The sequence below is a fragment of the Priestia sp. LL-8 genome (genome assembly GCF_036227845.1).
GTDB lineage: Bacteria > Bacillota > Bacilli > Bacillales > Bacillaceae_H > Priestia > Priestia zanthoxyli.
This window is the reverse complement of sequence record NZ_JAZAQH010000001.1, coordinates 4895162-4921043: the sequence shown is the minus strand read 5'-3', so window position 1 is coordinate 4921043 and position 25882 is coordinate 4895162. Positions and strand designations below refer to the sequence as shown.

Annotated in this window: 25 protein-coding genes; 20 read left to right on the top strand and 5 right to left on the bottom strand. The window is 38.0% G+C overall.

Features of this window, described 5'->3' with window-relative positions; all coding sequences use genetic code 11:
- Positions 1-90 precede the first annotated feature (90 nt).
- The 16 genes from U9R83_RS25735 to fabZ all read left to right on the top strand — a co-directional run bounded on the left by U9R83_RS25735 (position 91) and on the right by fabZ (position 14482).
- The gene (locus U9R83_RS25735) at positions 91-609 is read left to right on the top strand and encodes a F0F1 ATP synthase subunit B (protein WP_243550082.1); all 519 of its coding nucleotides are present in this window, start codon (positions 91-93) and stop codon (positions 607-609) included.
- The gene (locus U9R83_RS25730) at positions 606-1151 is read left to right on the top strand and encodes a F0F1 ATP synthase subunit delta (RefSeq protein WP_014457762.1); all 546 of its coding nucleotides are present in this window, start codon (positions 606-608) and stop codon (positions 1149-1151) included. The genes U9R83_RS25735 and U9R83_RS25730 overlap by 4 nt, the downstream gene beginning before the upstream one ends.
- A 15-nt stretch (positions 1152-1166) precedes the next feature.
- Entirely contained in the window at positions 1167-2675 is a 1509-nt protein-coding gene (gene atpA / locus U9R83_RS25725) for a F0F1 ATP synthase subunit alpha (RefSeq protein ID WP_013085461.1), read from the top strand.
- 105 nt (positions 2676-2780) lie between these two features.
- Complete coding sequence (locus tag U9R83_RS25720) at positions 2781-3638, top strand: F0F1 ATP synthase subunit gamma (protein WP_013059800.1); 858 nt, start codon at positions 2781-2783, stop codon at positions 3636-3638.
- A 36-nt stretch (positions 3639-3674) separates the two neighbouring features.
- Positions 3675-5096, top strand: a complete 1422-nt coding sequence (atpD, locus tag U9R83_RS25715) for a F0F1 ATP synthase subunit beta (protein WP_013059799.1) — start codon at positions 3675-3677, stop codon at positions 5094-5096.
- Between the two features lie 26 nt (positions 5097-5122).
- Positions 5123-5527 carry a F0F1 ATP synthase subunit epsilon gene (locus tag U9R83_RS25710; protein ID WP_013059798.1) on the top strand — a complete coding sequence of 135 codons (405 nt, stop codon included), beginning with the start codon at positions 5123-5125 and terminating at the stop codon, positions 5525-5527.
- 274 nt (positions 5528-5801) lie between these two features.
- Positions 5802-6038, top strand: coding sequence for a DUF1146 family protein (locus tag U9R83_RS25705; RefSeq protein WP_042991814.1), 237 nt, complete (start codon positions 5802-5804; stop codon positions 6036-6038).
- A 161-nt stretch (positions 6039-6199) separates the two neighbouring features.
- Positions 6200-6940, top strand: coding sequence for a YwmB family TATA-box binding protein (locus U9R83_RS25700; protein WP_013059796.1), 741 nt, complete (start codon positions 6200-6202; stop codon positions 6938-6940).
- A gap of 31 nt (positions 6941-6971) precedes the next feature.
- A complete protein-coding gene (gene murA / locus U9R83_RS25695) occupies positions 6972-8276 on the top strand; it encodes a UDP-N-acetylglucosamine 1-carboxyvinyltransferase (protein ID WP_028411990.1) in 1305 nt (434 codons plus the stop codon).
- 162 nt (positions 8277-8438) lie between these two features.
- Positions 8439-9461, top strand: a complete 1023-nt coding sequence (gene spoIID / locus U9R83_RS25690; RefSeq protein WP_049166297.1) for a stage II sporulation protein D — start codon at positions 8439-8441, stop codon at positions 9459-9461.
- A gap of 161 nt (positions 9462-9622) precedes the next feature.
- Complete coding sequence (locus U9R83_RS25685) at positions 9623-10453, top strand: M23 family metallopeptidase (RefSeq protein WP_014457768.1); 831 nt, start codon at positions 9623-9625, stop codon at positions 10451-10453.
- A 275-nt stretch (positions 10454-10728) separates the two neighbouring features.
- The gene (gene spoIIID / locus U9R83_RS25680; RefSeq protein WP_013059792.1) at positions 10729-10992 is read left to right on the top strand and encodes a sporulation transcriptional regulator SpoIIID; all 264 of its coding nucleotides are present in this window, start codon (positions 10729-10731) and stop codon (positions 10990-10992) included.
- Between the two features lie 186 nt (positions 10993-11178).
- Positions 11179-12180: a rod shape-determining protein gene (locus U9R83_RS25675; protein ID WP_013059791.1), complete on the top strand. Its 1002-nt coding sequence runs from the start codon at positions 11179-11181 to the stop codon at positions 12178-12180.
- Between the two features lie 114 nt (positions 12181-12294).
- Complete coding sequence (locus tag U9R83_RS25670; protein ID WP_182421395.1) at positions 12295-13119, top strand: flagellar hook-basal body protein; 825 nt, start codon at positions 12295-12297, stop codon at positions 13117-13119.
- 23 nt (positions 13120-13142) lie between these two features.
- Positions 13143-13964, top strand: a complete 822-nt coding sequence (locus tag U9R83_RS25665; protein WP_014457770.1) for a flagellar hook-basal body protein — start codon at positions 13143-13145, stop codon at positions 13962-13964.
- 83 nt (positions 13965-14047) lie between these two features.
- A complete protein-coding gene (fabZ, locus tag U9R83_RS25660; protein ID WP_013059788.1) occupies positions 14048-14482 on the top strand; it encodes a 3-hydroxyacyl-ACP dehydratase FabZ in 435 nt (144 codons plus the stop codon).
- Between the two features lie 28 nt (positions 14483-14510).
- On the opposite strand, the gene U9R83_RS25655 is transcribed toward fabZ, so the two are convergent.
- Complete coding sequence (locus U9R83_RS25655; RefSeq protein ID WP_014457772.1) at positions 14511-14933, bottom strand: helix-turn-helix domain-containing protein; 423 nt, start codon at positions 14931-14933, stop codon at positions 14511-14513.
- 523 nt (positions 14934-15456) lie between these two features.
- Positions 15457-15894, bottom strand: a complete 438-nt coding sequence (locus U9R83_RS25650; RefSeq protein ID WP_014457773.1) for a YwpF-like family protein — start codon at positions 15892-15894, stop codon at positions 15457-15459.
- A gap of 96 nt (positions 15895-15990) precedes the next feature.
- Here U9R83_RS25650 and ssb point away from each other — a divergent pair, with 96 nt between their 5' ends.
- Positions 15991-16353 (top strand): single-stranded DNA-binding protein, encoded by a 363-nt coding sequence (gene ssb / locus U9R83_RS25645; protein ID WP_014457774.1) that lies wholly within the window; start codon positions 15991-15993, stop codon positions 16351-16353.
- Positions 16354-16889: 536 nt separating this feature from the next.
- On the opposite strand, the gene U9R83_RS25640 is transcribed toward ssb, so the two are convergent.
- The 3 genes from U9R83_RS25640 to U9R83_RS25630 form a co-directional block, all read right to left on the bottom strand.
- On the bottom strand, positions 16890-17936 hold the full coding sequence (locus U9R83_RS25640) for a C40 family peptidase (protein WP_014457775.1): 1047 nt from the start codon (positions 17934-17936) through the stop codon (positions 16890-16892).
- Between the two features lie 298 nt (positions 17937-18234).
- Positions 18235-20865, bottom strand: a complete 2631-nt coding sequence (locus U9R83_RS25635) for a DEAD/DEAH box helicase (protein ID WP_014457776.1) — start codon at positions 20863-20865, stop codon at positions 18235-18237.
- Complete coding sequence (locus U9R83_RS25630; protein ID WP_243550080.1) at positions 20858-22420, bottom strand: replication initiation protein; 1563 nt, start codon at positions 22418-22420, stop codon at positions 20858-20860. The genes U9R83_RS25635 and U9R83_RS25630 overlap by 8 nt, the downstream gene beginning before the upstream one ends.
- A gap of 241 nt (positions 22421-22661) precedes the next feature.
- Here U9R83_RS25630 and galU point away from each other — a divergent pair, with 241 nt between their 5' ends.
- The 3 genes from galU (at position 22662) to U9R83_RS25615 (ending at position 25849) form a co-directional block, all read left to right on the top strand.
- Positions 22662-23546 carry a UTP--glucose-1-phosphate uridylyltransferase GalU gene (gene galU, locus U9R83_RS25625; protein WP_014457778.1) on the top strand — a complete coding sequence of 295 codons (885 nt, stop codon included), beginning with the start codon at positions 22662-22664 and terminating at the stop codon, positions 23544-23546.
- 245 nt (positions 23547-23791) lie between these two features.
- Positions 23792-25075 (top strand): nucleotide sugar dehydrogenase, encoded by a 1284-nt coding sequence (locus tag U9R83_RS25620; protein WP_014457779.1) that lies wholly within the window; start codon positions 23792-23794, stop codon positions 25073-25075.
- Between the two features lie 66 nt (positions 25076-25141).
- The gene (locus U9R83_RS25615; RefSeq protein WP_014457780.1) at positions 25142-25849 is read left to right on the top strand and encodes a WecB/TagA/CpsF family glycosyltransferase; all 708 of its coding nucleotides are present in this window, start codon (positions 25142-25144) and stop codon (positions 25847-25849) included.
- Positions 25850-25882 lie beyond the last annotated feature (33 nt).

The following is a 25882-nucleotide window of genomic DNA, read 5'->3' as shown; positions in this document are numbered from 1 at the left end:
TGTGGCGAAGATCATTCAAAAGAACCTTCGCCATTACTTTATGTCTTTAATAAGTAAATTATATATGTGGAGTCTCTGAAGGGAGTGAACATGGCCGTGTCGAACATGTTTGTGTTAGGAGCAGCAGGCATTAATGGTGGAGATATTCTTTTCCAATTAGTGATGTTCCTTATCCTACTTGCGTTACTTCAAAAATTCGCGTTTGGTCCTGTAATGGGAATCATGAAAAAACGTGAAGAGCATATTGCCGGTGAGATTGATGAAGCAGAAAAGCAAAATGAGGAAGCGAAGAAGCTTGTTGAAGAGCAGCGTGAAATCTTAAAGCAATCTCGTCAAGAAGTGCAAGTAATGATGGAAAACGCTAGAAAGTCTGCAGAAGATAAAAAAGAAGAAATCATTGCGGCAGCACGTGAAGAGTCTGAGCGTCTAAAAGCTGCAGCAAAACAAGAAATCGAACAGCAAAAAGAACAAGCAGTTGCTGCGTTACGTGAGCAAGTTGCTTCATTATCTGTTTTAATTGCGTCGAAAGTTATTGAAAAAGAACTTTCTGAACAAGATCAAGAGAAGTTAATTCATGAATATATCCAAGAAGTAGGGGATGTACGATGAGTCAACCAGCTGTAGCCAAGCGCTATGCACTAGCTCTTTTTCAATTAGCAACAGAAAAACAGATGATCGATGAAATGCAAGACCAGCTACAAATCGTTGAAGAGGTGTTTGCTAAAACACCTGAATTAATGGATGTATTAACTCATCCAAAAATTACAATTGAGCGAAAAAAACAGTTTGTAAGTGAGGCATTCGCTGAACTTTCACCAACTGTTCAACATACGGTTCTTCTATTATTAGAGCGTCACCGCATTCAAATCGTTGGCCAAATGGTGCAAGAGTATCGTTTCCTAGCGAACGAAGTACGTGGCGTGGCAGATGCAACGGTTTATTCTGTCAAACCTTTAAGTGCAGATGAGAAACGAGCAATCTCACAATCATTTGCTTCAAAAGTTGGAAAACATACGTTAAATATTTCAAATATAGTAGATAAAAGCCTAATCGGCGGCGTGAAGCTTCGCATTGGCAATCGTATCTATGATGGCAGCATTAGCAGCAAATTAGAAACGATCCACCGAGGACTTCTTGCACACAGATCGTAGATAGGGGTGAAATTCATGAGCATCAAAGCTGAAGAAATTAGTGCGCTGATCAAGCAGCAAATTGAAAACTATCAGTCTGAGATTAAAGTGAGTGATGTAGGTACTGTTATCCAAGTTGGGGACGGTATCGCACGTGCTCATGGCCTCGACAATGTCATGGCTGGAGAACTGGTTGAATTTTCAAATGGTGTCATGGGAATGGCACAAAACTTAGAAGAAAACAATGTAGGTATCATTATTTTAGGACCATACACGGAAATTCGTGAAGGTGACGAAGTTCGCCGTACAGGACGCATCATGGAAGTTCCAGTAGGGGAGCAGTTAATCGGTCGTGTTGTTAACTCACTAGGTCAGCCAGTAGACGGCTTAGGCCCAGTCGAAACAACAAAAACACGTCCAATTGAAGGTGCTGCACCGGGCGTTATGGATCGTAAATCAGTACATGAGCCGCTTCAAACAGGTATCAAGGCGATTGATGCACTTGTGCCGATCGGTCGTGGACAGCGTGAGTTAATTATCGGTGACCGTCAAACGGGTAAAACATCGGTAGCAATCGATACAATCTTAAACCAAAAAGATCAGGATATGGTATGTATCTATGTAGCGATTGGCCAAAAAGAATCAACAGTTCGTAACGTAGTAGAGACATTACGTAAACACGGTGCTCTAGATTACACAATCGTTGTAACAGCATCAGCTTCACAACCAGCTCCGCTATTATTCTTAGCACCATACGCTGGGGTAACAATGGGTGAAGAGTTTATGTATAACGGTAAGCACGTACTTGTTATTTATGATGACTTAACGAAACAAGCATCAGCTTACCGTGAACTTTCATTACTATTACGTCGTCCTCCAGGTCGTGAAGCGTATCCAGGGGATGTATTCTACTTGCACTCTCGTTTATTAGAGCGTGCGGCAAAATTATCGGACGCAAAAGGTGGAGGTTCATTAACAGCTCTTCCATTTATTGAAACACAAGCAGGGGACGTATCTGCTTATATCCCAACCAACGTAATTTCGATTACAGACGGACAAATTTTCTTACAGTCAGATCTATTCTTCTCAGGCGTACGCCCTGCGATCAATGCTGGTCTTTCTGTATCACGTGTAGGGGGATCTGCACAAATTAAAGCGATGAAAAAGGTAGCAGGTACACTGCGTCTAGATCTTGCATCTTATCGTGAGCTTGAATCGTTTGCTCAGTTCGGTTCTGATCTTGACCAAGCAACTCAAGCAAAATTAAATCGAGGAGCGCGTACAGTTGAAATCTTAAAACAAGGTTTACACAAACCGCTTCGCGTAGAAAAACAAGTAGCTGTGCTTTACGCATTAACAAAAGGCTTCTTAGATGATGTTCCAGTATCAGATATTACACGCTTTGAAGACGAGTACTTAACATGGTTAGAATCAAACCGTAAAGAAGTACTTGAATCAATCCGTACAACTGGTGGCCTTCCTGAAGCTGGCGTATTCGAATCAGCACTTGAAGAATTCAAGAAAACATTTATTGCATCTGAATAATATATTGTCAGCATGGTATGTTAAGACAATCTTTCAATAAGGTGAAGGTGAACATTTGTTCACCTTTCATACCACGTGATCTTCTAAAACAAGGTGGTGAAACCTTTGGCATCATTACGTGATATACAAACTCGAATCACATCGACGAAAAAAACGAGCCAGATTACGAAAGCAATGGAAATGGTTTCAGCTGCAAAGCTGAATAGAGCGGAACAAAATGCAAAATCGTTTGTTCCATATATGGAAAAAATTCAAGAGGTAGTCTCAAGCGTAGCCCTTGGCAGCAGAGGCGCTTCACATCCAATGTTAACTGCGCGCAGCGTGAAGAAGACTGGTTATATCGTAATCACTTCAGATCGCGGTCTAGCAGGAGCATATAACAGTAATATTTTACGAAAAGTATCTCAAGCTATTGAAGAACGCCATCAATCACCTGATGAATACGGTGTGATTGCAATTGGACGAGTAGGGAGAGATTTCTTCGTAAAACGCGGTATTCCGGTTTTGCTTGAAATCACAGGCTTAGCAGATCAGCCAGCTTTTGCTGACATTCAAGGAATCGCTTCACAAACAGTTCAAATGTTTGCGGACGGTACGTTTGATGAACTTTACTTATACTACAATCACTTTATCAATACGATTTCACAAGAAGTGACGGAGAAGAAGCTATTGCCTCTAACAGATCTTCAACCTTCTGGTAAACTTGTTGGTTATGAATTTGAACCATCACAAGAAGAGATTTTAGAAGTATTACTTCCTCAGTATGCAGAGAGTTTAATTTACGGCGGCCTGCTTGATGGAAAAGCAAGTGAGCATGCTGCTCGTATGACAGCAATGAAAAGTGCAACAGACAACGCAAAAGATCTTATCAATAATCTTACATTGTCATATAACCGTGCACGTCAAGCGGCAATTACCCAGGAAATTACGGAAATTGTTGGCGGAGCGGCAGCGTTAGAATAGAAAGTGTAATGGAAAAGCAAGTTAGGAGGGAACACGATGACAAAAGGACGCGTTACTCAAATCATGGGTCCAGTTGTAGACGTAAAGTTTGACAACGGACACCTTCCGGCAATTTATAACGCCCTTAAAATTTCACATAAACCGAGCAGTGCAAGTGAAGTTGCAATCGAATTAACATTAGAAGTTGCGATTCACTTAGGTGATAACACAGTTCGTACAGTAGCAATGTCATCCACTGACGGCTTAGTTCGTGGATTAGAAGTAGAAGATACAGGTGCAGCAATCTCAGTACCAGTTGGTGACGTTACGTTAGGTCGTGTATTTAACGTATTAGGTGAAAAAATCGACTTAGACGCCCCAATCGATGCAGGTGCACGTCGTGATCCAATCCACCGTCAAGCACCAAAGTTCGAAAATCTATCTACGCAAGCTGAAATTCTTGAAACAGGTATTAAAGTAGTAGACTTATTAGCTCCTTACATTAAAGGTGGAAAAATCGGTCTATTCGGTGGTGCCGGTGTAGGTAAAACAGTATTAATTCAAGAGTTAATCAATAACATTGCTCAAGAGCACGGCGGTATTTCGGTATTCGCTGGTGTAGGTGAGCGTACGCGTGAAGGTAATGACTTATACCATGAAATGACAGATTCTGGTGTTATTAAGAAGACGGCTATGGTATTTGGACAAATGAATGAGCCACCTGGTGCACGTCAGCGTGTTGCATTAACAGGATTAACAATGGCAGAATACTTCCGTGACGAACAAGGTCAAGACGTATTATTCTTTATCGATAATATCTTCCGTTTCACACAAGCGGGTTCAGAAGTATCAGCATTACTTGGCCGTATGCCATCAGCAGTAGGTTATCAGCCAACATTAGCAACAGAAATGGGTCAGCTTCAAGAGCGTATCACGTCAACAAGCGTAGGTTCTGTAACATCGATTCAAGCGATTTACGTACCAGCCGATGACTATACGGATCCAGCTCCAGCGACAACATTTGCTCACTTAGATGCAACAACAAACTTAGAGCGTAAATTATCAGAGATGGGTATTTACCCTGCGGTAGATCCATTAGCATCTACATCTCGCGCTTTATCTCCTGAAATTGTTGGAGAAGAGCACTATGCAATTGCGCGTCAAGTTCAACAAACATTACAGCGTTATAAAGAGTTACAAGATATCATTGCAATCCTAGGTATGGATGAGTTATCTGATGAAGATAAACTTGTTGTACAACGTGCTCGTCGCGTTCAATTCTTCTTGTCTCAAAACTTCCACGTAGCAGAACAATTTACAGGCCAAAAAGGTTCTTATGTTCCTGTAAAAGAAACTGTTAAAGGATTTAAAGAGATCTTAGAAGGTAAATACGATCATTTACCTGAAGATGCGTTCCGTTTAGTTGGTCGCATTGAAGAAGTTATTGAAAATGCGAAACGTATGGGAGTAGAAGTTTAATTTAAGGGACATAGGAGGTTTTTTAAATGAAGACAATCCATGTCAGTGTAGTGACTCCTGATGGCCCAGTTTACGAATCAGAAGTGGAAATGGTAAGTACCCGAGCACAGAGCGGTGAGCTTGGTATTTTACATGGCCATATTCCGATGGTTGCTCCTTTACAAATTGGAGCCGTCCGCTTGAAGAAAGCAAGCAGTACAGAACTTGTGGCTGTTAGCGGAGGATTTCTTGAAGTAAGACCTGACAAAGTAACAATTCTTGCACAGGCTGCTGAAACAGCTGAAGAGATTGACGTAGCTCGTGCAGAAGAAGCGAAAAAGCGCGCTGAAATGCGCCTTGATAGCAAACAAGACGACGTTGATGTTAAGCGTGCTGAAATTGCCTTAAAACGGGCAGTCAATCGTTTAGATATTAGTCAACGTAAGTTCTAAAAAAAGCCCTCTCAAACGAATGAGAGGGCTTTTTTGCTCTATTATACAAAAAGGGGAGAGCAAATAGCATTCATCTATGATTATATATTCCATTTAACTAAGCGCATCCATCTTCTTTATTTTGCTCAATAATGGAAAAAGATCTTAAAATAGGGAATAAAATAAATGTTTTTCATGTTACCGTTTACGAATTTGCATAAGTGTGCTTTAATATGAAAAGAAGAGACGATGATCGTCTCTTCTTTTCATATGGTGTCTAAAAGGAGTGCTTTTATTGTTTGGAGGAATTGAACAGCAAACGTTACTAACCATGATTTCACATTTGATTTTTATTGTGATTACCTGGTATGCTTTGCAAGGCTTTCAAATTGAAAAGCTGATGAAACCTAATCATGTGTTTCAAGCAAAATTAATGCTTATTTTATTGACCATTACGATTTCATCAACAGTAAGTAATTTCTTTTTGGATTATTTATTTTGGTCACAGCGCATTCCCACATTTTTTCAATGATTGGCAAGCTATGAGTCTACTATAAAACAGACCTTCATTCATTGAAGAATATACGAATTTATACGCTAATGTATGTCACTATGTCTAAATATGACGACCCTTTTCATGTATGTATCATCGCCTTCTGGAAAGACTGATGAGTACGGAGAGGGAGTGGCGAAATGTTTAAAAAAATTAGTGTCTTTTTGGCTATTTTCATTACTGGCTTATTCGTATATCATGGAAGTTATGTGAGCAATGCCCAAAACAATGAAACTACTATTGAGAAGATTGTTCACACCTTAAATAAGCAGCATGTTTCGTTAACTGAAGTATCGTTGTATGCAAGAGAAGAAGTAAAAGCTGTTACTGACCAAAAAACCTTTTATTCGCAAGCAAAAAGTATTAAAAGTAATTTTAGAGGTTTTAAATGGGAAGTGAAGAGGGAAAGAGACCTATGGAAAGCAATAGGTACACGCAAAAGTGAAGATGTGAACGAAGTCATTCTGTTAACTTATGCGATCGATGAACACAGCAATGCGTACATATCGTATCATGTAACGGGACAAGGTTTAAAAGAAAAAAATATGACCCATTTTCAAAATGTATTTCAGACAAATTATGAAAAAATTTTCCTGTCAGAACCCATAATTTTCTCTTGTGCAACAGGGGAAATCAATGATAAGATGGAAAGTGTTTTGTCTGTTGAAATTCAAGACCTATTACGAGCTTTCAATGCTAAACCAGTGGAATCTCTAGTGGAAGAGTCATTTACCTCTGTTTCAGCATATACTGGACTGTGGAAAGAAGCTCTTCAAACGAAAAAGCAGGAAATGAACTTACAAATTGCATTACGCAAGACAAGAATGGGCGGTCAAACAACCATAGTTGTTGGCACACCTATCATTACGTCTGAATATTAATATAGAGAAAATGGACGCGGAGGGGAATACCTTGGAAAAAATCATCGTCCGCGGTGGAAATAGATTAAGCGGTACAGTTAAAGTTGAAGGAGCAAAAAACGCCGTTTTACCTATTATCACTGCAACCTTATTAGCTAGTGAAGGAAAAACAATTCTAAATGATGTACCAGCTCTCTCCGATGTATTTACGATTGGCGAAGTTTTAAGACATCTGAATGCAGAAGTAGATTTTGAAACAAATCGTGTAGTTGTAGATGCATCAAGAGAGTTAAAAACAGATGCACCTTTTGAATATGTAAGAAAAATGCGCGCTTCAGTACTTGTAATGGGTCCTTTATTAGCGCGTATGGGTGAGGCTCGTGTAGCTTTACCTGGTGGATGTGCGATTGGATCAAGACCGATTGATCAGCATCTTAAAGGCTTTGAAGCAATGGGTGCTAAAGTTCAAGTAGGAAATGGTTTTATTGATGCAAAAGTTGAAGGAAGACTAAAAGGTGCTAAAATTTATTTAGACTTCCCAAGTGTAGGTGCCACAGAAAATATTATGATGGCAGCAGCATTAGCGGAAGGCACTACAATTATGGAAAACGTAGCAAAAGAACCTGAAATTGTCGATTTAGCAAACTTCTTAAACGCAATGGGCGCTAAAGTTCGCGGTGCAGGAACTGGTACGATCCGTATTGAAGGTGTTAATAAATTATATGGTGCAGAACATGCAATTATTCCAGATCGTATCGAAGCTGGAACGTTCATGGTAGCAGCAGCTATTACAGGTGGAAATGTACTTGTACGCGGTGCAGTGGCAGAGCACATCAGTTCACTTGTTGCTAAAATGGAAGAAATGGGTGTTGAAATTACTGAAGAAGGCGACGGCTTACGTGTTGTAGGACCTGAAAAGCTAAAATCAGTAGATATTAAAACAATGCCTCATCCAGGGTTCCCTACGGATATGCAGTCTCAAATGATGGCATTATTATTAGCAGCAGAAGGCACAAGTATGATTACAGAAACAGTTTTTGAAAACCGCTTTATGCACGTAGAAGAGTTTCGCCGTATGAACGCTGATATTAAAATTGAAGGACGCTCTGTTATTATTAACGGACCTTCTCAACTACAAGGCGCTGAAGTAGCAGCAACAGATCTTCGTGCAGCAGCAGCGTTAACATTAGCAGGACTTGTAGCAGACGGCTATACGCGTGTAACGGAATTAAAACACCTTGATCGTGGTTATGTGAATTTCCACAATAAATTGGCCGCTTTAGGCGCTGATATTGAGCGTGTAAATGACGAAACAAAGCAAGTAGAACAAACTCAACAGGCTTCAGACGTTAAGTAAATATATCATAAAAAAAGCATCTCATGGCGAGGTGCTTTTTTTGTCGTTGGACGACCCTTATAGCCGGTTTGCTGTCATAAAAGGTTGTCCACCTCCATACACATGAAATATAAGGATATAGGTGTTCCTTGTCAAAATAATAGATATGGAGGCTAGGCGTTCATGAAACAAGCAAAGCCAATCGTCGTACTAGGAGTCATCTTTTTTTTCGTTGTGTTACTCATCCCAACACTGCTCGTTGTTCCTTTTACTGAAAAGATAGATGGAAAGCTACATGAAAATGTCAAGCGGACCCCAAAAACCGAAAAACTACAAAAAGTGACAGCATCTCCTCTTGACGTCAGTGTTTATCGTACAGAAACGAAAAAAGTAGAAAAACTGCCGCTCGAAGACTATCTTGTAGGGGTAGTAGCAGCTGAAATGCCTGCTACTTTTGAACTGGAAGCACTTAAAGCTCAAAGTTTGGCAGCCAGAACCTATATTGTGCAAACAATGATGAATGGAAATAATCATCTTCCCCAAGGAGCGGACGTGACAGATACCGTAGAGTACCAAGTGTATTTAAATAAAGATGAGCTAAGAAGCAGATGGAACAAAGACTATGATTGGAAAATCAAAAAAATTCAAGAAGCGGTGAAGGACACCCAAGGTCAAATTCTTACGTACAAAAACAAACCAATTAATGCTACGTTCTTTTCTACCAGCAATGGTTACACTGAAAATTCAGAAGCGTATTGGAAGAATTCTATTCCTTATCTAAAAAGTGTGGCTAGTCCATGGGATAAAAAATCTCCTGAATTTACAAATCAGAAAGTAATGTCGGTTGCTAGTTTTGAACAGAGGCTTGGAGTGAAATTAACAAACAGTGGATCAGTAGGTGAAATCGTCTCTAGAACGCCGGGGCAACGCGTAGACTACGTAAAGATAAACGGTAAAGAACTGTCTGGAAAAGATGTTCGGGAAAAACTGGGCTTATCGTCAGCCGACTTTCATTGGACAAAAAAAGGGAATGAAATTATCATCAACACAAAAGGATATGGACATGGTATTGGGATGAGTCAGTACGGAGCAAATGGCATGGCACTAGAAGGGAAAACGTATAAAGATATTGTTACTCATTATTATACAGGCGTTGCGATTACCCCTAACGATCAGTTCGTTGCACAATTGACAGCTAAGCGCTAATTCAAAGACCCTTATAGCAGGGTCTTTTTTATGTTTTTCACTTTTTTTAAATAAAATGTATATTTTAGATTCATTTGTTAAAAAATAATCGAAAAAATTTTTTTATCGCTGTGTATATATTCATTCAATTGTGTTCAGACTGATTGCTGAGGTGATGATATATGAGAGAGGAAGAAAAGAAACGTACTTCTCCAAAATCGAAAGTTCAAAAATTAGTTAGAAAGCGTTGGGTGTTCCCGGCTATCTATTTAGCGAGTGCAGCAATTATTCTTACAGCAGTCCTTTGGTTTCAAGCTAATGGCAACGATATTAGCAAAGAAGACAAAAGCGGCTATAGCCAAGACGGTACGGCTTATCGAGATGACGCTGTAGAGGTAAATGCTTCGCTTGAAAATTTAAAAATGCCAGTTGCTAGTGAAGCGTCAGCTATCGTGAAAAAGCCTTTCTACGACGATCAAGCATCTGAAAAACAACAAGAAGAAGCACTAGTTTTCTACAACAATACGTATCACCCAAACACAGGTGTTGACTTAGCTGTTAAGGGAGATAAATCATTTGATGTTGTAGCAGCAGCTAGCGGTACAGTAACAAAAGCAACAAAAGATCCTTTACTTGGTTATGTAGTAGAAATTGATCACAAAGACGGTTTAGTAACACAGTATCAATCTCTTGAGAAAGCTGATGTAGAAGTGGGAGATATTGTTAAACAAGGTCAAACGATCGCAAAAGCTGGAAAAAGCTTATATAATCAAGAAGCCAAAACACATGTGCACTTTGAAGTTCGTAAAGATGGTGTAGCGATTAATCCGAGCAGTTACTTTGGTAAATCTGTTAGTTCTATTAAAGAAGTAAAAGCAGCTGAAGTAACAGAGCCAAAAGACGACTCTTCTTCTGAAGGATCAAAGGATAGCGAAAAATCTTCTGATGAAAAGACTAAAGAAGATAAAGATTCAAAACAACCTTCAACAGATACGTCTAAACCAAATGCATAAAGCAAGGCTATAAATACGAAAAGAAGCTTGGCAAAACCGAGCTTCTTTTTTTATGAAATTTTTTAAAATGGGATGCATTATGTTAAAAAAATAAATAAAAAACACTAAATTTTCAAAAAAATATAAGAAATCACTTGTCCTTACTGACTTTTCTAGCATATATCTGCACACAAGCTAATAAACTGTTACAAACCTATAAAGAGAATGTTAGAAAAGGGATAATATATACATTCCCTTGGATACTTCTCATATCCAATTTGGGGAGGGCGAGTAGTGTGCACGATTACATCAAAGAGAGAACTATCAAGATTGGAAAGTATATTGTAGAAACAAAGAAAACAGTTCGTGTAATTGCGAAAGAATTTGGCGTTTCGAAAAGTACTGTCCATAAAGATTTAACAGAGCGTCTACCAGAAATAAATCCTGAATTAGCAAATGAAGTAAAAGAAATTCTTGATTATCATAAATCTATTCGGCATTTGCGTGGAGGAGAAGCAACAAAATTAAAGTACAAAAAAGAAGAAGAAACTGTAAAGTAAAAAAATGCCCGATATTGCCTTTTTTATAGAGGTAGTATAGGGCATTTTAATTTTTGGATAAAATAGGTATATAATAAATATTTTTGCTAATAACAACATACATATACAAATTGTGATAAAATAGTAAATTAGGAAAAAAGAATGGTTATCATGCAAAGATATGTAAATAGAAGGAGGATTTAAGGTATGTTAGCAAAAGACATTGGTATCGATTTAGGTACAGCTAACGTCTTAATTCACGTTAAAGGCAAAGGAATTGTGCTAAATGAACCGTCTGTTGTGGCGATTGATAAAAATACAAATAGAGTGCTAGCAGTAGGGGAAGAAGCGAGACGTATGGTAGGAAGAACGCCCAGTAATATTATTGCCATTCGTCCACTAAAAGATGGCGTTATCGCTGACTTCGAAATTACCGAGTCTATGCTCAAACACTTTATTAATAAATTAAATGTAAAAGGTTTTTTATCCAAGCCTCGTATTTTAATTTGTTGTCCAACAAATATTACCTCTGTTGAACAAAAAGCAATTCGCGAAGCTGCTGAAAAAAGCGGTGGAAAAACCATTTATTTGGAAGAAGAACCAAAAGTCGCGGCTATTGGCGCTGGAATGGATATCTTTCAGCCGAGCGGAAATATGGTCGTAGATATTGGTGGAGGTACAACCGATGTGGCTGTCCTTTCAATGGGTGATATCGTAACAGCAGCTTCTATTAAGATGGCTGGTGATCGTTTTGATGCCGAAATTTTGCAGTACATCAAGCAGAAATATAAGCTCTTAATTGGAGAGCGTACAGCAGAAGAAATTAAAGTGAAAATTGGTACGGTGTTTCCTAAAGCTCGTAATGAAGAGCTGGACATTCGTGGGCGAGACATGGTTTCAGGCCTCCCTCGTACGGTTACTGTTTATTCTGAAGAAGTAGAGGAGGCACTTAGAGAGTCTGTCAGCGTCATTGTACAAGCTTCGAAAAGTGTATTAGAGCGTACACCTCCCGAACTTTCTGCCGATATTATAGACAGAGGCGTTATTTTAACTGGCGGTGGAGCATTGCTTCACGGTATGGATCAGCTGTTAGCGGAAGAATTAAAGGTGCCTGTGCTAATTGCAGAAAATCCAATGGGTTGTGTAGCTGTTGGAACAGGTATTATGCTTGATAATATTGATAAACTATCTCGTCGCAATATTGTTTAAATAAATGAAGACTCCTCTATTGGCTCGTTTCATACAGAGGAGTCTCTTCTTTTATTTATTATACTCTGTCAGCCGGCTATAACGAACAACGTTTACTTGTAAGGAGGATGAAGTATGTTTAAAGGGTTTTACACGGCAGCAGCGGGTATGCTGTCTCAGCAGCGTCAAACTGACTTATTAACGAATAACATAGCAAATGCTAATACGCCAGGATTTAAAGCAGATCAAGGTACGTTAAAGGCATTTCCTGATATGTTACTGCAGCGAATGGAATCTGAAGATTTACCCACTGACCGTAACATCTCTGTTCAGAACAAAAAAGACATAGGTACGATTAATACGGGTGTGTATATGCAAGAAACAGTTCCAAATTTTACACAAGGTGATCTTCAGCAAACGTCTCAATCAACTGATATTGCATTGATGGAGCAAAATATGCCTACAAAAGAGGGCGGCCTATTTTTTGTGGTACAAAGCCCTGATAATACGCCTCAATATACAAGAAACAGTAATTTTACATTAGATCAAGAAGGGTTTTTAACTACGTCTACCGGAGCTTATATATTAAATACAAATAATCAGCCAATTCAACTAAAAAGTGAAAACTTTACAGTTGATTCACAGGGTAACGTAACGGAGAATAATCAGCAGGTTGCGCAAATTGATGTTGCTTATGCTAGTGATTTACAAACGATTAAAAAGGCCGGGAATGGATTATATGAAACCCTCAACAATCAGCCCCTGCCTTCAGCACGGAATAATCCAGGAGTTTCTTATCAGTTAAACCAAGGGTTTGTTGAGCGTTCTAATGTAGATGCTGCTCAAAGTATGACTGATTTACTGACGGCTTACAGAGCTTTTGAAGCAAATCAAAAAATAATGCAAGCTTACGATAGAAGCATGGATAAAGCGGCAAATGAAATTGGGCGTGTGCGCTAAAAGCAACAGGGGAGATGAGAAGGATGAACCGTACAATGATAACAGCAGCTAATACGATGGGGCAGCTGCAGCAGCAGCTTGATGTCATTGGTCATAATCTATCTAATACAAATACGACAGGATATAAATCAAGAGATGCTTCATTTAATGATATGCTGTATCAACAAGTAAACAATCAAGAAGATAAGGGAACAGAAAAGCGGCTTACGCCAGCCGGAATTCGGCAAGGCACAGGCGCTTATTTAGATCAAATGAGCTTGAATATGACGCAGGGTGCTTTTCAGAACACAGATAAACTATTAGACGTAGCTGCATCAAATCCAAACGTTTATTTTCAAGTTGCCGTAAACGATTCCCAACAGCCTGTACAATATACGCGAGATGGTTCTTTCCATCTTAGCCCTGAAGGCCCGAACAATGTTAAATTAGTAAACGGTTCTGGTCAGGATGTGCTGGGGGAAAATGGTCAAGCTATTATTTTCAGTAACGCCTTCAAAGATATACAAATTGATGGAAGTGGAACGATAACAGTTACTACGAATACGGGCGTTGACCAGTTTACCCTTGGGTTAACAAATGTCCAAAAGCCGCAGGTGCTAGAAGCTAAAGGAGAAAATCTATTTGCCTTTCCAGCTAGGATGAACCAACCGAATATGTTTACAGATTTGACTGGAAAAGCTCGAGAAACAGCAGGCGTAGAGCAAGGGAAATTGGAACAGTCAAATGTAGATTTGAGCAAAGAACTTACTGATATGTCCATCGCTCAACGTGCGTATCAATTTAATTCCCGCTCTATTTCAATTGCAGACCAAATGATGGGCTTGGTGAATGGGATCAGAGCTTAAGCAAGTAGTTGCTTCTCAATTGAGCATTCTGTATATTGATAATAGTATCGTATGTTACATGCGGTTTGAAAGGAGACTTATTTATGCTTGATATTGAACAAATTAAAGAAATTATTCCACACCGATATCCATTTTTATTGGTCGATCGTATTTTAGAAGTGGAAGAGGGAAAAAAAGCAGTTGGTTTAAAAAACGTATCTGCCAATGAAGAATTTTTTAATGGGCATTTCCCTGACTATCCTGTGATGCCAGGGGTTTTAATTGTAGAAGCTTTGGCTCAGGTAGGAGCCGTAGCTATGCTAAAAAAAGAAGAAAATCAAGGACGTTTAGCATTTTTTGCAGGCATTGACAACTGCCGTTTTAAAAAGCAAGTAAGACCTGGTGATCAATTGCGTTTAGAGGTTGAAATTGTACGTGCGCGTGGATCTATTGGCAAAGGAAAAGGTATCGCAACTGTAGATGGAGAGTTAGTCTGCGAAACAGATATTATGTTTGCTTTAGGCGATAAAAAAGAATAGTACATAAGAGCTGCTGATGCAGCTTTTTTTATTGGCGCTGCAAAGCAGAAAACAGTTTCTTTAATAAAGGTATAATATCCGTTAGCAACTCTTTTTGAAGAGTTGGTGACAGAGATGAAAATTGCAAGAGCACATGTTTTAATAAGGGCTGTTTATCTATGAGGGTTAAAATGGTATCGTCTTGTGAATCCGATTCACGTTTTCTTGTTAAGTAAAGAAGTTGGAAGTCATGTAAATAATCTTGTTTATAAGAGGAAGGATCAATAAGTTGGTCCAGCGTAATTTGAAAACAATTACATAGAGATAGAAAATCAAAAATGGAAGGCGTTTGTTTCGAACATTCCCATTTTGAAATAGTTGTACGAGAAACATTCAACTGATTTGCTAATTCTTCTTGTGAAAACCCTCCTTTTAGTCTGAAATGTTTAATTCTTTCTCCCAAATCTTTCATATGCATCACCTGATTTCGTAAAGATAAGTACATGTCTTATTGTTCGAATGTAGTTCATGTTCTTTGTAACATGCTGAATTCGCACAATATGAAACATATATACTTTACCTTCTGCAATAAAGGGAATAAAACCTGTTTTTATTTCTTTTTTTTCTCTAAAAATATTCATTTTTCTGCATAGATATAAAAAAAAGAACAAAAATAGAGGTTTTCATAGTAAAAAAATCCTATTTTTTGTTCGGTATATTGAAAAAAATGGTTGAATAACGGGGAAAAATGCATTAATATACGAATTACAAAGAAAAAGGAGTGAAAAAATGACAAATTTTTATTTGAAAAGGCAAGGCGCTCGCACAAGAGATAATCGCTTCAAACGTTCTAGTTGTGCTCATTTATTTTTAGGGAAAAAAGAAAGGCACCTCTCCAGTGAATTCTCTTTTCTTTATCCTTCTCATGGACCAACGAAAAAGACCGCAAACAATAATCCTCTCTTTTAAATCCAGACACCTTGAGATGACTTGACTTATTTTTTAGATGTACTTTTTATCGGTCTGTTTCGAAGCTGCAGTTTGAACTGTTGAAGTAAATCTTGACCTGATAACCCTTGGTTAATTAAATCCTCTAAGAGCATTTCAGCATAATGAAGTCTCCGTTCTTTTAAAACACCTTTCATCAACAAACTAATACGATTTTCACCAATTGAAGTAATGGAAGCCACGGTAGCTATAAAGGTAGCCGGATCATTTGTTTCTTTCGTAATTTTAGCTTCTACCGTCATTTTTTGTTTATCTTTCAACAAAACATGAAATTCATCGTACCATTTCTTATCGATAACTGCTTCTAAAATCCAGTTATTTTCGCCGTCTTCTTTATTAATAATAAGGCCATTAGTGAGTGAGACAGACTGACGTTTTTCTTGATCATCAACTAATTGAAATGACACAAGTTTAAATGTTTTCATTGATGTTTCCTCCTTTACGTAAATAGTAGGTTATCCATATTATAACATGAATGAGCTTAAAGATTCTCATTATTCAATCAGTTGGAGTGGTAGACTATGATTAACCATATTGTTCTTGTAGGAAGACTGACAAAAAAACCTGAGCTTCGATATACCCATGAAGGGATTGCAGTATCTACTATTACTTTAGCAATTAATCGAACGTTTCGAAATGTTGAAGGTGAATATGATGCTGATTTTGTCAACATTACTCTGTGGAGAAAAAATGCAGAAAATACGGCTGCTTACTGTGATAAAGGAGCGGTTGTAGGTGTGGTAGGGCGTGTACAAACGCGCACATTTGAAAATAATCTTCAGCAACGAGTATATATGACCGACGTTGTGGCTGATGCTGTTAAGTTTTTAAGTGGAAAGCCATCCGGTTCTTCTTCATTTGATTCAAATCAGCAAGAAGAATGAAGTTATCTAGCATGAAAGGGGGTGATTAGTTCGGCTAAGGTTCTAAGTCCTCTTATCTATCATAATAGAAGATAGATCCTCTTTAAGAGCAATGCTCTTTCTATATTCTCAAGAGAGAAAATTAAAGTATTTACTATCCCCGAACTATTCCTCTATTTCAGCCGTTAAATCATTTAACGGTTTTTTTCTGTATATAAGAGATTGAGACGTAACTGAATCAATGCAATCTAAAGACAAACAAATGGGATGAGCTAGTATAGGTCACTTGTTACACCACTGTTGATTTCCGTGCAAGACTTCGCTTTCCGCAGGCGGTCGATGAGCCTCCTCGTCACTTGCGCACGGTCTCATCTATTCTGCTTTTCTCGCAGGAGTCTTCGCTTTGCCCTCCACTCAACAGCTAGAAGCACCTACACATATGAAACCTGCGTCCGCCCTACCAATGAAAAAATCCGAACGAGTTTGATTCTCCATCAAGAATCAAACTCGTTCGGATTTTCCTTCAACTAAAATACTTTTGTCTCAGCTTTTATCATTTATTTAGCAAATCTTTTTGCACCTAAGTAGCGCTTGCTCCAGTAGCTGTTATCTAAGCTTGCAATGGTTACACCGGTAGAAGATCCAGCATGAATAAATTGACGATTACCAAGGTAAATGCCCATATGTGTAGGACCGCTAGAATATGTATTAAAAAACACTAAGTCTCCAGGCTGTGGATTACTGACGGGTGTTGATACACTCCAATAACCAGCCGTCGTATAGCGCGTTGTAGAAATTTGTTGTTTCGTTACGTAATAAATGAATCCGCTGCAGTCAAAACCAGAAGGAGTTGTGCCACCCCATTTGTAAGGAACACCTATATAACGTTTTGCATCTGAAATCATTTGCGATACATTTAATGTTCCGTTAGAAGTTGGAGGTGTGGATGTACTTGGTTTTGTTGTTGGCGTAGTTGTTTGGCTGCTTTTTGATACCTTTAATTGCTGATTTACATAAATCGTATTAGATGTTAATCCGTTTATTTGTTTTAGCTCACTGACACTCATGTGAAATGTCGAAGCTATTTTAGATAGGCTATCTCCACGCTGAACTTTGTAAGTTCCATTTGCATCCTTAGAAGGAGTTTCTGCTGGTTTACTCGTAGTTGGAGTCGATGCGCTATTGCTTCCATTTACTTTTAACGTTTGGTTAATATAAATAATGTTAGAAGAAAGAGCGTTCAAACGTTTTAATTCTTCTACGCTCATATTAAAACGAGTAGCAACTTTCCAAAGGGTATCGCCGCTTTGAACTTTATAGGTTGAACCAGTAGCAGGAGCTGAAGGCTTTTCTTCCTTATTAGATGGTTGAGAGGTTGAAGCAGAAGGAATCGATAACGTTTGTCCTACACGAATTGTATTTGAAGATAACTTATTTACGCTTTTTAAAGCTTCTACCGTTGTATGGTATTTGGTAGATAATGACCAAAGTGTATCTCCAGCTTTCACTTGAACAGTTGAAGCAGATGCTTCAGCTGAAGCTTGATATAAGAATGTCCCGCCAACAATGGCGCCTAGAGATAAAGCGAGCTGCCTTTTTTTCATTAATAAATCCCCCTAATTATGTAAATATTTCGTGTTTATTTTTCCAATATGTCTATTAAATTACAAAAATATTATATGTATAAATATGCTGGAATTTAAAGAGAAAGTAAAGGGTCTTTTTCGCTATAAAAATACCTTTTTATTCAAAAAACGATATTTATTGCGTTTTTTGTATCTTTATCAGTAGGTGGAGAATGATTTATACTGATTTTTTTTATGTCGAATGATCTAATAAAAAAAGAGGACAAGTAAAAAAGTCCTCTTTTTAGTAACGTTTTAACACATTTTATAATTTTTCTTATTCATTTCTGTACGCAAGAAGCTCTTGTAGTTCTTTATTAGAAAGTTCTGTTACCCATTGATCTCCTTGGATGAGTTCATTGTTTAGATGTTGTTTTTGATTGATCACTTCATCAATTTTTTCTTCAATCGTTCCTCTTGTAATAAACTTATGAACATGAACAAATTTATTCTGCCCAATTCGATGAGCGCGATCGGTTGCTTGGTTTTCAACGGCTGGGTTCCACCATCGGTCAAAATGAATAACGTGATTTGCAGCTGTTAAATTCAATCCAGTTCCACCTGCGCGAAGAGAAAGGATAAAGATGGCTTTTTTTCTTGCTTGAAATTGAGCAACCATTTCATCTCTTTGTTCTTTTGACAAACTTCCGTGAAGAAATAAAACCGGCTCGTTGATTTCTTTTTCTAAGGTTCTTTGCAGCATGAGTCCTGTTTCAATATATTGAGTAAAGATTAAACAGCTTTCTTGCTGTGTGCGAATGCTCTCTACGAGTTCAATAATCTTTTCACTTTTATGAGATCGCCTTACCGTTTGTTTAGATGGACTTTCCTTTAAGTACAAAGCTGGATGATTGCATAATAATTTTAGCTTATTTAGTGTTTGCAAAATCATGCCTTTTCGTTCAAATCCTGTTTTTTCCTCTGTTTCTTGAAGCATTCCTTGAACTAGCTCCTGGTAAAGTGAAGCTTGTTCCGCTGTTAGCGGGATATATTCTTTTTGTTCTTGTTTATCAGGCAGTGAGCGGGCGATGCTTTTATCTTGTTTTGTTCTTCTCAATAAGAAAGGTTGAATGAGTGCTTTAAGCTCAACAGCTCGTTCAGGTTTCTCGCCTTTTTCAATGCCGGCTACAAATCGGTTTTTAAACGAATTGATTGTTCCTAAGTAACCAGGATTGATGAATTCAAATAATGACCATAGTTCCAGCAGACGGTTTTCAATTGGAGTTCCAGTAAGCGCAATTTTGTGTCTTCCTTGCAGCTGACGGATGGCTCTCGCCTGTTTAGTCTGCGGGTTTTTAACATGTTGTGCTTCGTCTAAGGAAATGCTATTCCACATAAACCCTTTCAACAATTCGACATCCAAAAGAGCAACTTGATAAGTCGTGATCACAACGTCAGTACTTTCACATATCTTCTCAAATGCGTATCCGTTGGTTCTTTTCGGTCCGTAATGAACATGAACACGAAGAGAAGGGGAAAATTTTTGTAATTCTTTTTCCCAGTTTCCAATTAAAGAAGTTGGGCAAACGATAAGAGAAGGAGAGCTATGTAACTGATGAATATTTGTTAAATAACTAATCAATTGAATGGTTTTACCTAGCCCCATGTCATCTGCTAGACATCCTCCTAAGTTAAACTTTCTTAGAAACATGAGCCAATTCAAACCTTGCTGCTGATAAGGTCTTAATGCACCTTTAAATTCAGAGGAAGGCAGCACTTCCGGCAGCCGTTCTAAATCCGTTAAGGATGTAATAAATGATTGAAAGGAAGCGGGGAGTTGGAACTCAACTTTTACCTCTTCTTCATCAGTTTTACTGTCTGCCATGTAGGTTAGCTTCGTTTTTAAAATTTCATGAATTGAGACGCCTTTTTTACTAGCTTCTTTAACAATTTTCTGCGCTTGTTTAATTAATCTAGAATCCAGTTGAATCCACTGTCCGTTAATAGATAATAATCGGCGTTTTTGTTCGACTAATTTCCGAAACTCTTCTTCTGAAAAAGTTTGATCGCCAATAGAAAATGACCAGCGGAAGCTGCTGATAGCTTGTTTACCAAACAATGCAGATGAAGTATTTTCTATAGCGCCAGATACTTTTATGGTGGCTTTTTTTAATGATTCCCACCAGCTTGGCAAATGGATAGAGACACCTTGTTTAATCAATGCTGCACTATCTTGAGTTAGAAATTTCCATACTTCCTCGTCTGTTAGGACAGACTGAATAAACGCTCCTTTTTGGTATAAAGTAGGAGCCAATGCTTTCCATCGTTCGTGTTCGTAAGCGATATATGATTCGTAGTGATTCCATTCTTTAGGAAGCGTTCTTCCCAGTATAAAAGGTTCTTTGGCTTCATCGTGGGGAATCACGAATGTTTCAGCCGTCCATACATCTCCATCGGTTGCTGGCTCTACAATACGTAATGAAAGGTCAAAGGGAGGATTATAGCTCTCGCCTTCTATGCTTATTAAAAAGTCCTTTCCTTCTTTTTTTAATAGGCTCTCTTTAATTTGTGCTCGCCACTCTTGCTCATCAGCTTGTGAAAGCAATCCAGTCATTTGTTTTTTAAAAGGAAGAGAATGAAATTTCCCTTGGATAATCCTCTTTGTCATATCAACTGCAATTTGCTGATAAGCTTCCGCTGAAGCGGACAAAGCTGGTTTCAACACATGCTGTTGAATAGGTGATTGTATGAAAGTGAACATTTGCCATGCAGAAAGAAGAATTCCTTTTTTTCCATTAATCTCAACCTGTGTAGCTTTGCTTCCGTAATAGGTCTGTTCATGCCATAGAAACAGCGCATCTTTCCATGTATCAGGGAGTAAAATTTGGCCGCTAGGTGATACACAGTAGAGAAAAAAGTCACCGTGTACAGGTTCGACTTCAAGTGTTAAATGAAACAAATCAAACATTCAGTAAATCTCCTTTTTCTAATAGTTGTTGAAACGCGCGCTGTTTCTTCGTTTTTATCGCTAATTCTTCTATATAATGTTCCCATAGTAGAGAGCGATTCATTTGTAGATAAAGTCTCTTTAATTCTTGTAAGTAGATATAGGCTTCTTGATAACTGCTTTTCTTTTTTTCATAAATCAGCTTTGAAATCATTTGATGATAAAGAGGAATAACCAGCTTTTCATCTTTTTGTTTTAAGGCTTCTATCGTTTGCTCGTCATATTTGATGCTGTCATATTGAAGAAGCACCTGTAATTCAACCCATTTTTTTAATTGGTCAGAAGCATATAGAAAATCACTGTATTCAATAAAACTATAGGGAAGTAATGTTTGCAATGCTTCAGTATACAAAGTTTGATCGTTCGTTAAGTCTTTATAGTGCTGAAATAAATTTACAATCATGGAGACCATGTTTCGGCTTCCTTGATAAGTAGTCGGAACGGTGCGTACGTAATCTCCTATATAGGCCATTATATAAGAGCCCCACTGAGCAAAGCGGTCAGTTTCTTTTTCGTGCAATAAATCATTTAACCAAGGAATAAGATACGGAATCATTTTTAATGTTTCATCGCTCAAACGTTCTTTTGCTTCTCCATCTTTTTCTTGAAGGAATAAAAGATAGGAAAGAGCTGTATTGTTTATAAAAGAACCGTGCTTAGCTTTTAATTCGCTTTCCTCAGTTTTTCGCCACTTTTCTAACGTGAAGATTTTTTGCCAAATAACGCGATAAATCTCAATACGTTCATATTGTAAAGGCATATCTTTATGCAATAATTCTCGGATGTATGGGATGCTGTCCTCTATAATAGATAATGCATCCCTATCGTATTTCGTTTGCTTTAATGAATCAGCGGTAGCATAAATTTCATTTGTTATTTTGTAGACGTGACTATATACGAACGATTCCTCGATGTTAGTAGAAAGCTGATGTGCCTGTAATTGAGCTGATAGTTTATAAAATGTATGAACCGCTCCATACATACAAAATAAAGCATAAAGCAATGGATGCTCAGGAGCCTTTTTCACTAAAGAACGGTAATAGTACTGATGATATTCATGATAAATGGAACGGTCATTTTCGTTCCGCCCCTGCATAAAAAGCGTATACTGCTCCTCAAAAGTTTGTCTCCACTCTTGAAAAGTTGCCTTCGGCTTTTTTAACACTTGTTTGGCAGATAGCATAGTCAAAGCTTCTTTTTCATGGTTTCGCCATTCTTTGAATAGGGGCGCAAGCGGTTCTATTAATGAATACATATAAAAAAACGCTGCAAAGCAGTGTTCACAAAATCCGTTATGCTGACAAGAACAGGTACTTTCAGGGAGCAGCTGCTTGTTTAGTTCAACATAAAACGAATCGATTTTAACGTTTAATATCTGTTCATCATTGTGCAAAATGAAGAATGAATGGGTACGGTAAAGGTCTAGTCCTGCTTGGGCATTCGTACGATAGCGTGTATCACTATACGGGAAATAATGTATAAATTGGTGCTGTAAGTGATCTGAAAACGAACTCATAATCCCATTCCTTTCTATACATAAGTGGAACATAAAATTATATTTATAAGTGATTAATTTTCTTTTCATTATAAATGATAAAAATAGAATTATACAAAATCTTTTGTTATGATAAAGCAGAATCCAACATGACTCTTTATAAAAAGAAATGGATTCAACATGACTTTGTGTACATACTCAATCGAAGACTTACTATACTATAACCAATAAGCACGATTGACATTGACAGGAGGAAAAGTAAGTGAAAATTCGTAAAGCTATTATTCCAGCAGCTGGATTAGGGACACGCTTTTTGCCGGCTACAAAAGCACAGCCTAAAGAAATGCTGCCAATTGTAGATAAACCAACGATTCAATACATTGTGGAAGAAGCAGTAGCATCAGGTATTGAAGACATTTTAATTGTAAGCGGTCGCGGAAAACGAGCAATCGAGGATCATTTTGATAAATCATATGAGTTAGAAGAAACATTAGCCGCAAAGGAAAAGTGGGACATGCTTGAAGAAGTGCAGGGGATTTCGAATTTGGCTAATGTTCACTACATTCGTCAAAAGGAACCTAAAGGATTAGGTCATGCCATTCACTGTGCAAGAAGTTTTATCGGAGATGAACCGTTTGCTGTTATGCTAGGGGATGATGTAGTCCAATCAGAAACACCTTGTTTGAAACAGTTAATGGACGTATACGAAAAATATGAATGCGCTGTAGTTGGTGTACAGGAGGTGCCTAGGAAAGAAACCTCAAAGTACGGAATTGTAGGTCCTAAAGGAGAGCCTCTTGAAAAAGGATTATTAGACGTAGAAACGCTCGTTGAAAAACCGAATCCAGAAGATGCCCCTTCAGGCTATGCAATTATGGGGCGCTATATTTTAACACCGGAAATTTTCGATATCTTAAGCAGAGAAGAGATTGGTGCAGGAGGAGAAATTCAATTAACAGATGCTATTTTACGTCTGAATGAATTTCAACGTGTTCTTGCTTATTATTTCGAAGGAAAACGTTATGATGTTGGAGATAAATTTGGATTCATTAAAGCAACAATTGATTTAGCTCTGCAAAGAGAACCGCTGCGAGCAGAGCTAGTGAGCTATTTTAGAGAAATTGTCGAAAAAGAAGGGCATATGTAAAATATATTTACTGGGGGAACTATTGGGAATCAAGGAGATTTTCAATAGTTCTTTTGGGTTAGAGCTCTTTGTACAAAAGATGGTTATATCGTTTATTGATGAATTCTCATAAAATGTTACATAATAATAAGTAAAAGAAATTATTTCATGTTTTTATATAAATGCTATCATGAAATGACATTTTTCGATATAATATCAGATAGGTTTTATTTATTAAGCATGTCATATAAAGGAGATTTTCTGCAATGACAAAGAAATTGTGTGTAGTTGGTTTAGGATATATAGGTTTACCGACAGCTGTTATGTTTGCCAATCACGGCTTATATGTACATGGTGTCGACGTAAATGAAAAAGCAGTAGAATTAATTAAAAATAAGCAACTTCATATAGAAGAAAACGGCTTACAAGAACGTTTAGAATCAGCAGTTGACAACGGCCACTTCACGGTAGGCACAACAGCTGAAGAGGCGGATATTTTTATTATTGCTGTACCATCACCAATTAATGAAGATAAAACGGCAAACTTGAACTATGTTCGAGAAGCGACAAAATCAATTGTTCCTTACGTTCGTAAAGGAAATTTAGTCATTTTAGAATCCACAGTTCCTCCGCGTACAGTAGAAGACGTTATGCTACCTGTGCTAAAAGAAACTGGTTTAGAATTAGGCAGTGAGCTATTTGTTTCTCACTCACCTGAACGTGTTATTCCAGGAAAAGTATTTGAGGAACTAGTAAATAATGACCGTATTGTCGGTGGTATTAACGAAGAGTCCAGTCGCTTGACTGTTGAGCTTTATAAAACATTTGTAAAAGGAAATATTCACGTAACGGATGCTACAACAGCTGAAATGGTGAAAGTAATTGAAAACACATATCGTGATGTGAACATTGCCTTTGCAAATGAGCTGGCAAAAATCAGTGAAAAAATTGGTGTAAATGCGTGGGAAGCGATTAAGTTAGCGAACTATCATCCACGTGTAAACATCCACTTACCAGGTCCTGGTGTAGGCGGCCACTGTATTGCTGTTGACCCTTGGTTCTTAACGGAGCTTCAGCCGGAACTGGCGAAAATTATTTCTCTTTCTCGTCAGACAAATGATTCAATGCCTGAATATACAGCATTAAAAACGAAAAGCCTACTAGATGAAAAGGGCATTCAACATGGACGTGTAGCGGTTTTAGGCTTAGCTTTTAAAGGAAATATTGATGATATGCGTGAAAGTCCATCAACGGATGTGCTTCATCACTTAGAAAAGCTAGGTGTTGATTACACAGCATTTGATCCTCATATCAAAGAGAATAAAATCGAACGTCAAACGCAAAGTTTGGATGAAGCTGTTGCACATGCAGATGTGATTCTTATTTTAACAGATCATAATGAGTTCAAAGAGCTTCTTCCATCAGCTGTTGAAAATCATATGCGTACAAAAGTTATTTTTGATACGAAAAACTGCATTCAGCGTGATCAATGGAAAGCAGCAGGCTTTGACGTAGTGTTACTTGGTGATTCAAAAGTTTCTACTTTATAAAAAGACGGGCTGAACAGCCTGTCTTTCGTTTGTAAAAAACTAAAAAATCAACATACGGGTGATTTAATGAAGGAAAACATCTTAGGAATAGACGTTTGTAGCGACACGTACGATGAGCTAGCGGCAAAGTTACTTCAGGATATAGATAAAGGCCGAAAATCATTTATTGTAGCAATCAACCCTGAAAAAATTATGAAAGCACAAGAAGACAGGGAATTAAAGTCACTATTAAACCAGGCGACTTATCAAATTCCAGATGGAATCGGTGTGATTTTAGCTTCAAAGCTCAAAAAAGGACGTATTCGTGAGCGTGTAACGGGTATTGATATGATGCTGAAGCTGTGTCAAGAAGCAACGAATAACGGTAAAAAGATTTTTTTATACGGAGCCAAGCCTGGCATTGCAGATGAAGCCAAAGCTAAGTTGGAAGAGATGTTTCCAGGGATTTTAATTGTTGGAACATTAAATGGCTACGAAAAAAATGAAGAAGTCATTGAATGTACGATTAATGATTCAGGAGCAGAAATTGTGTTTGTGGCTTTAGGCAGTCCAGCCCAAGAAAATTGGATTATTGCTCATAAAGAGAAACTTAATCCTTCTGTTTATCAAGGCGTAGGGGGCTCGTTCGATGTTATTTCAGGACGATTGAACCGAGCACCTGCTGTTTTTCAAAAGTTTGGTTTAGAGTGGCTTTATCGACTGTTAAAAGAACCATGGAGATGGAAGCGTCAGTTAGAATTACCTAGGTTTCTTCTTCGAGTGTTAAGAGGTTAAAAAAGCATGCGGATTATATCCGCATGCTTTTTA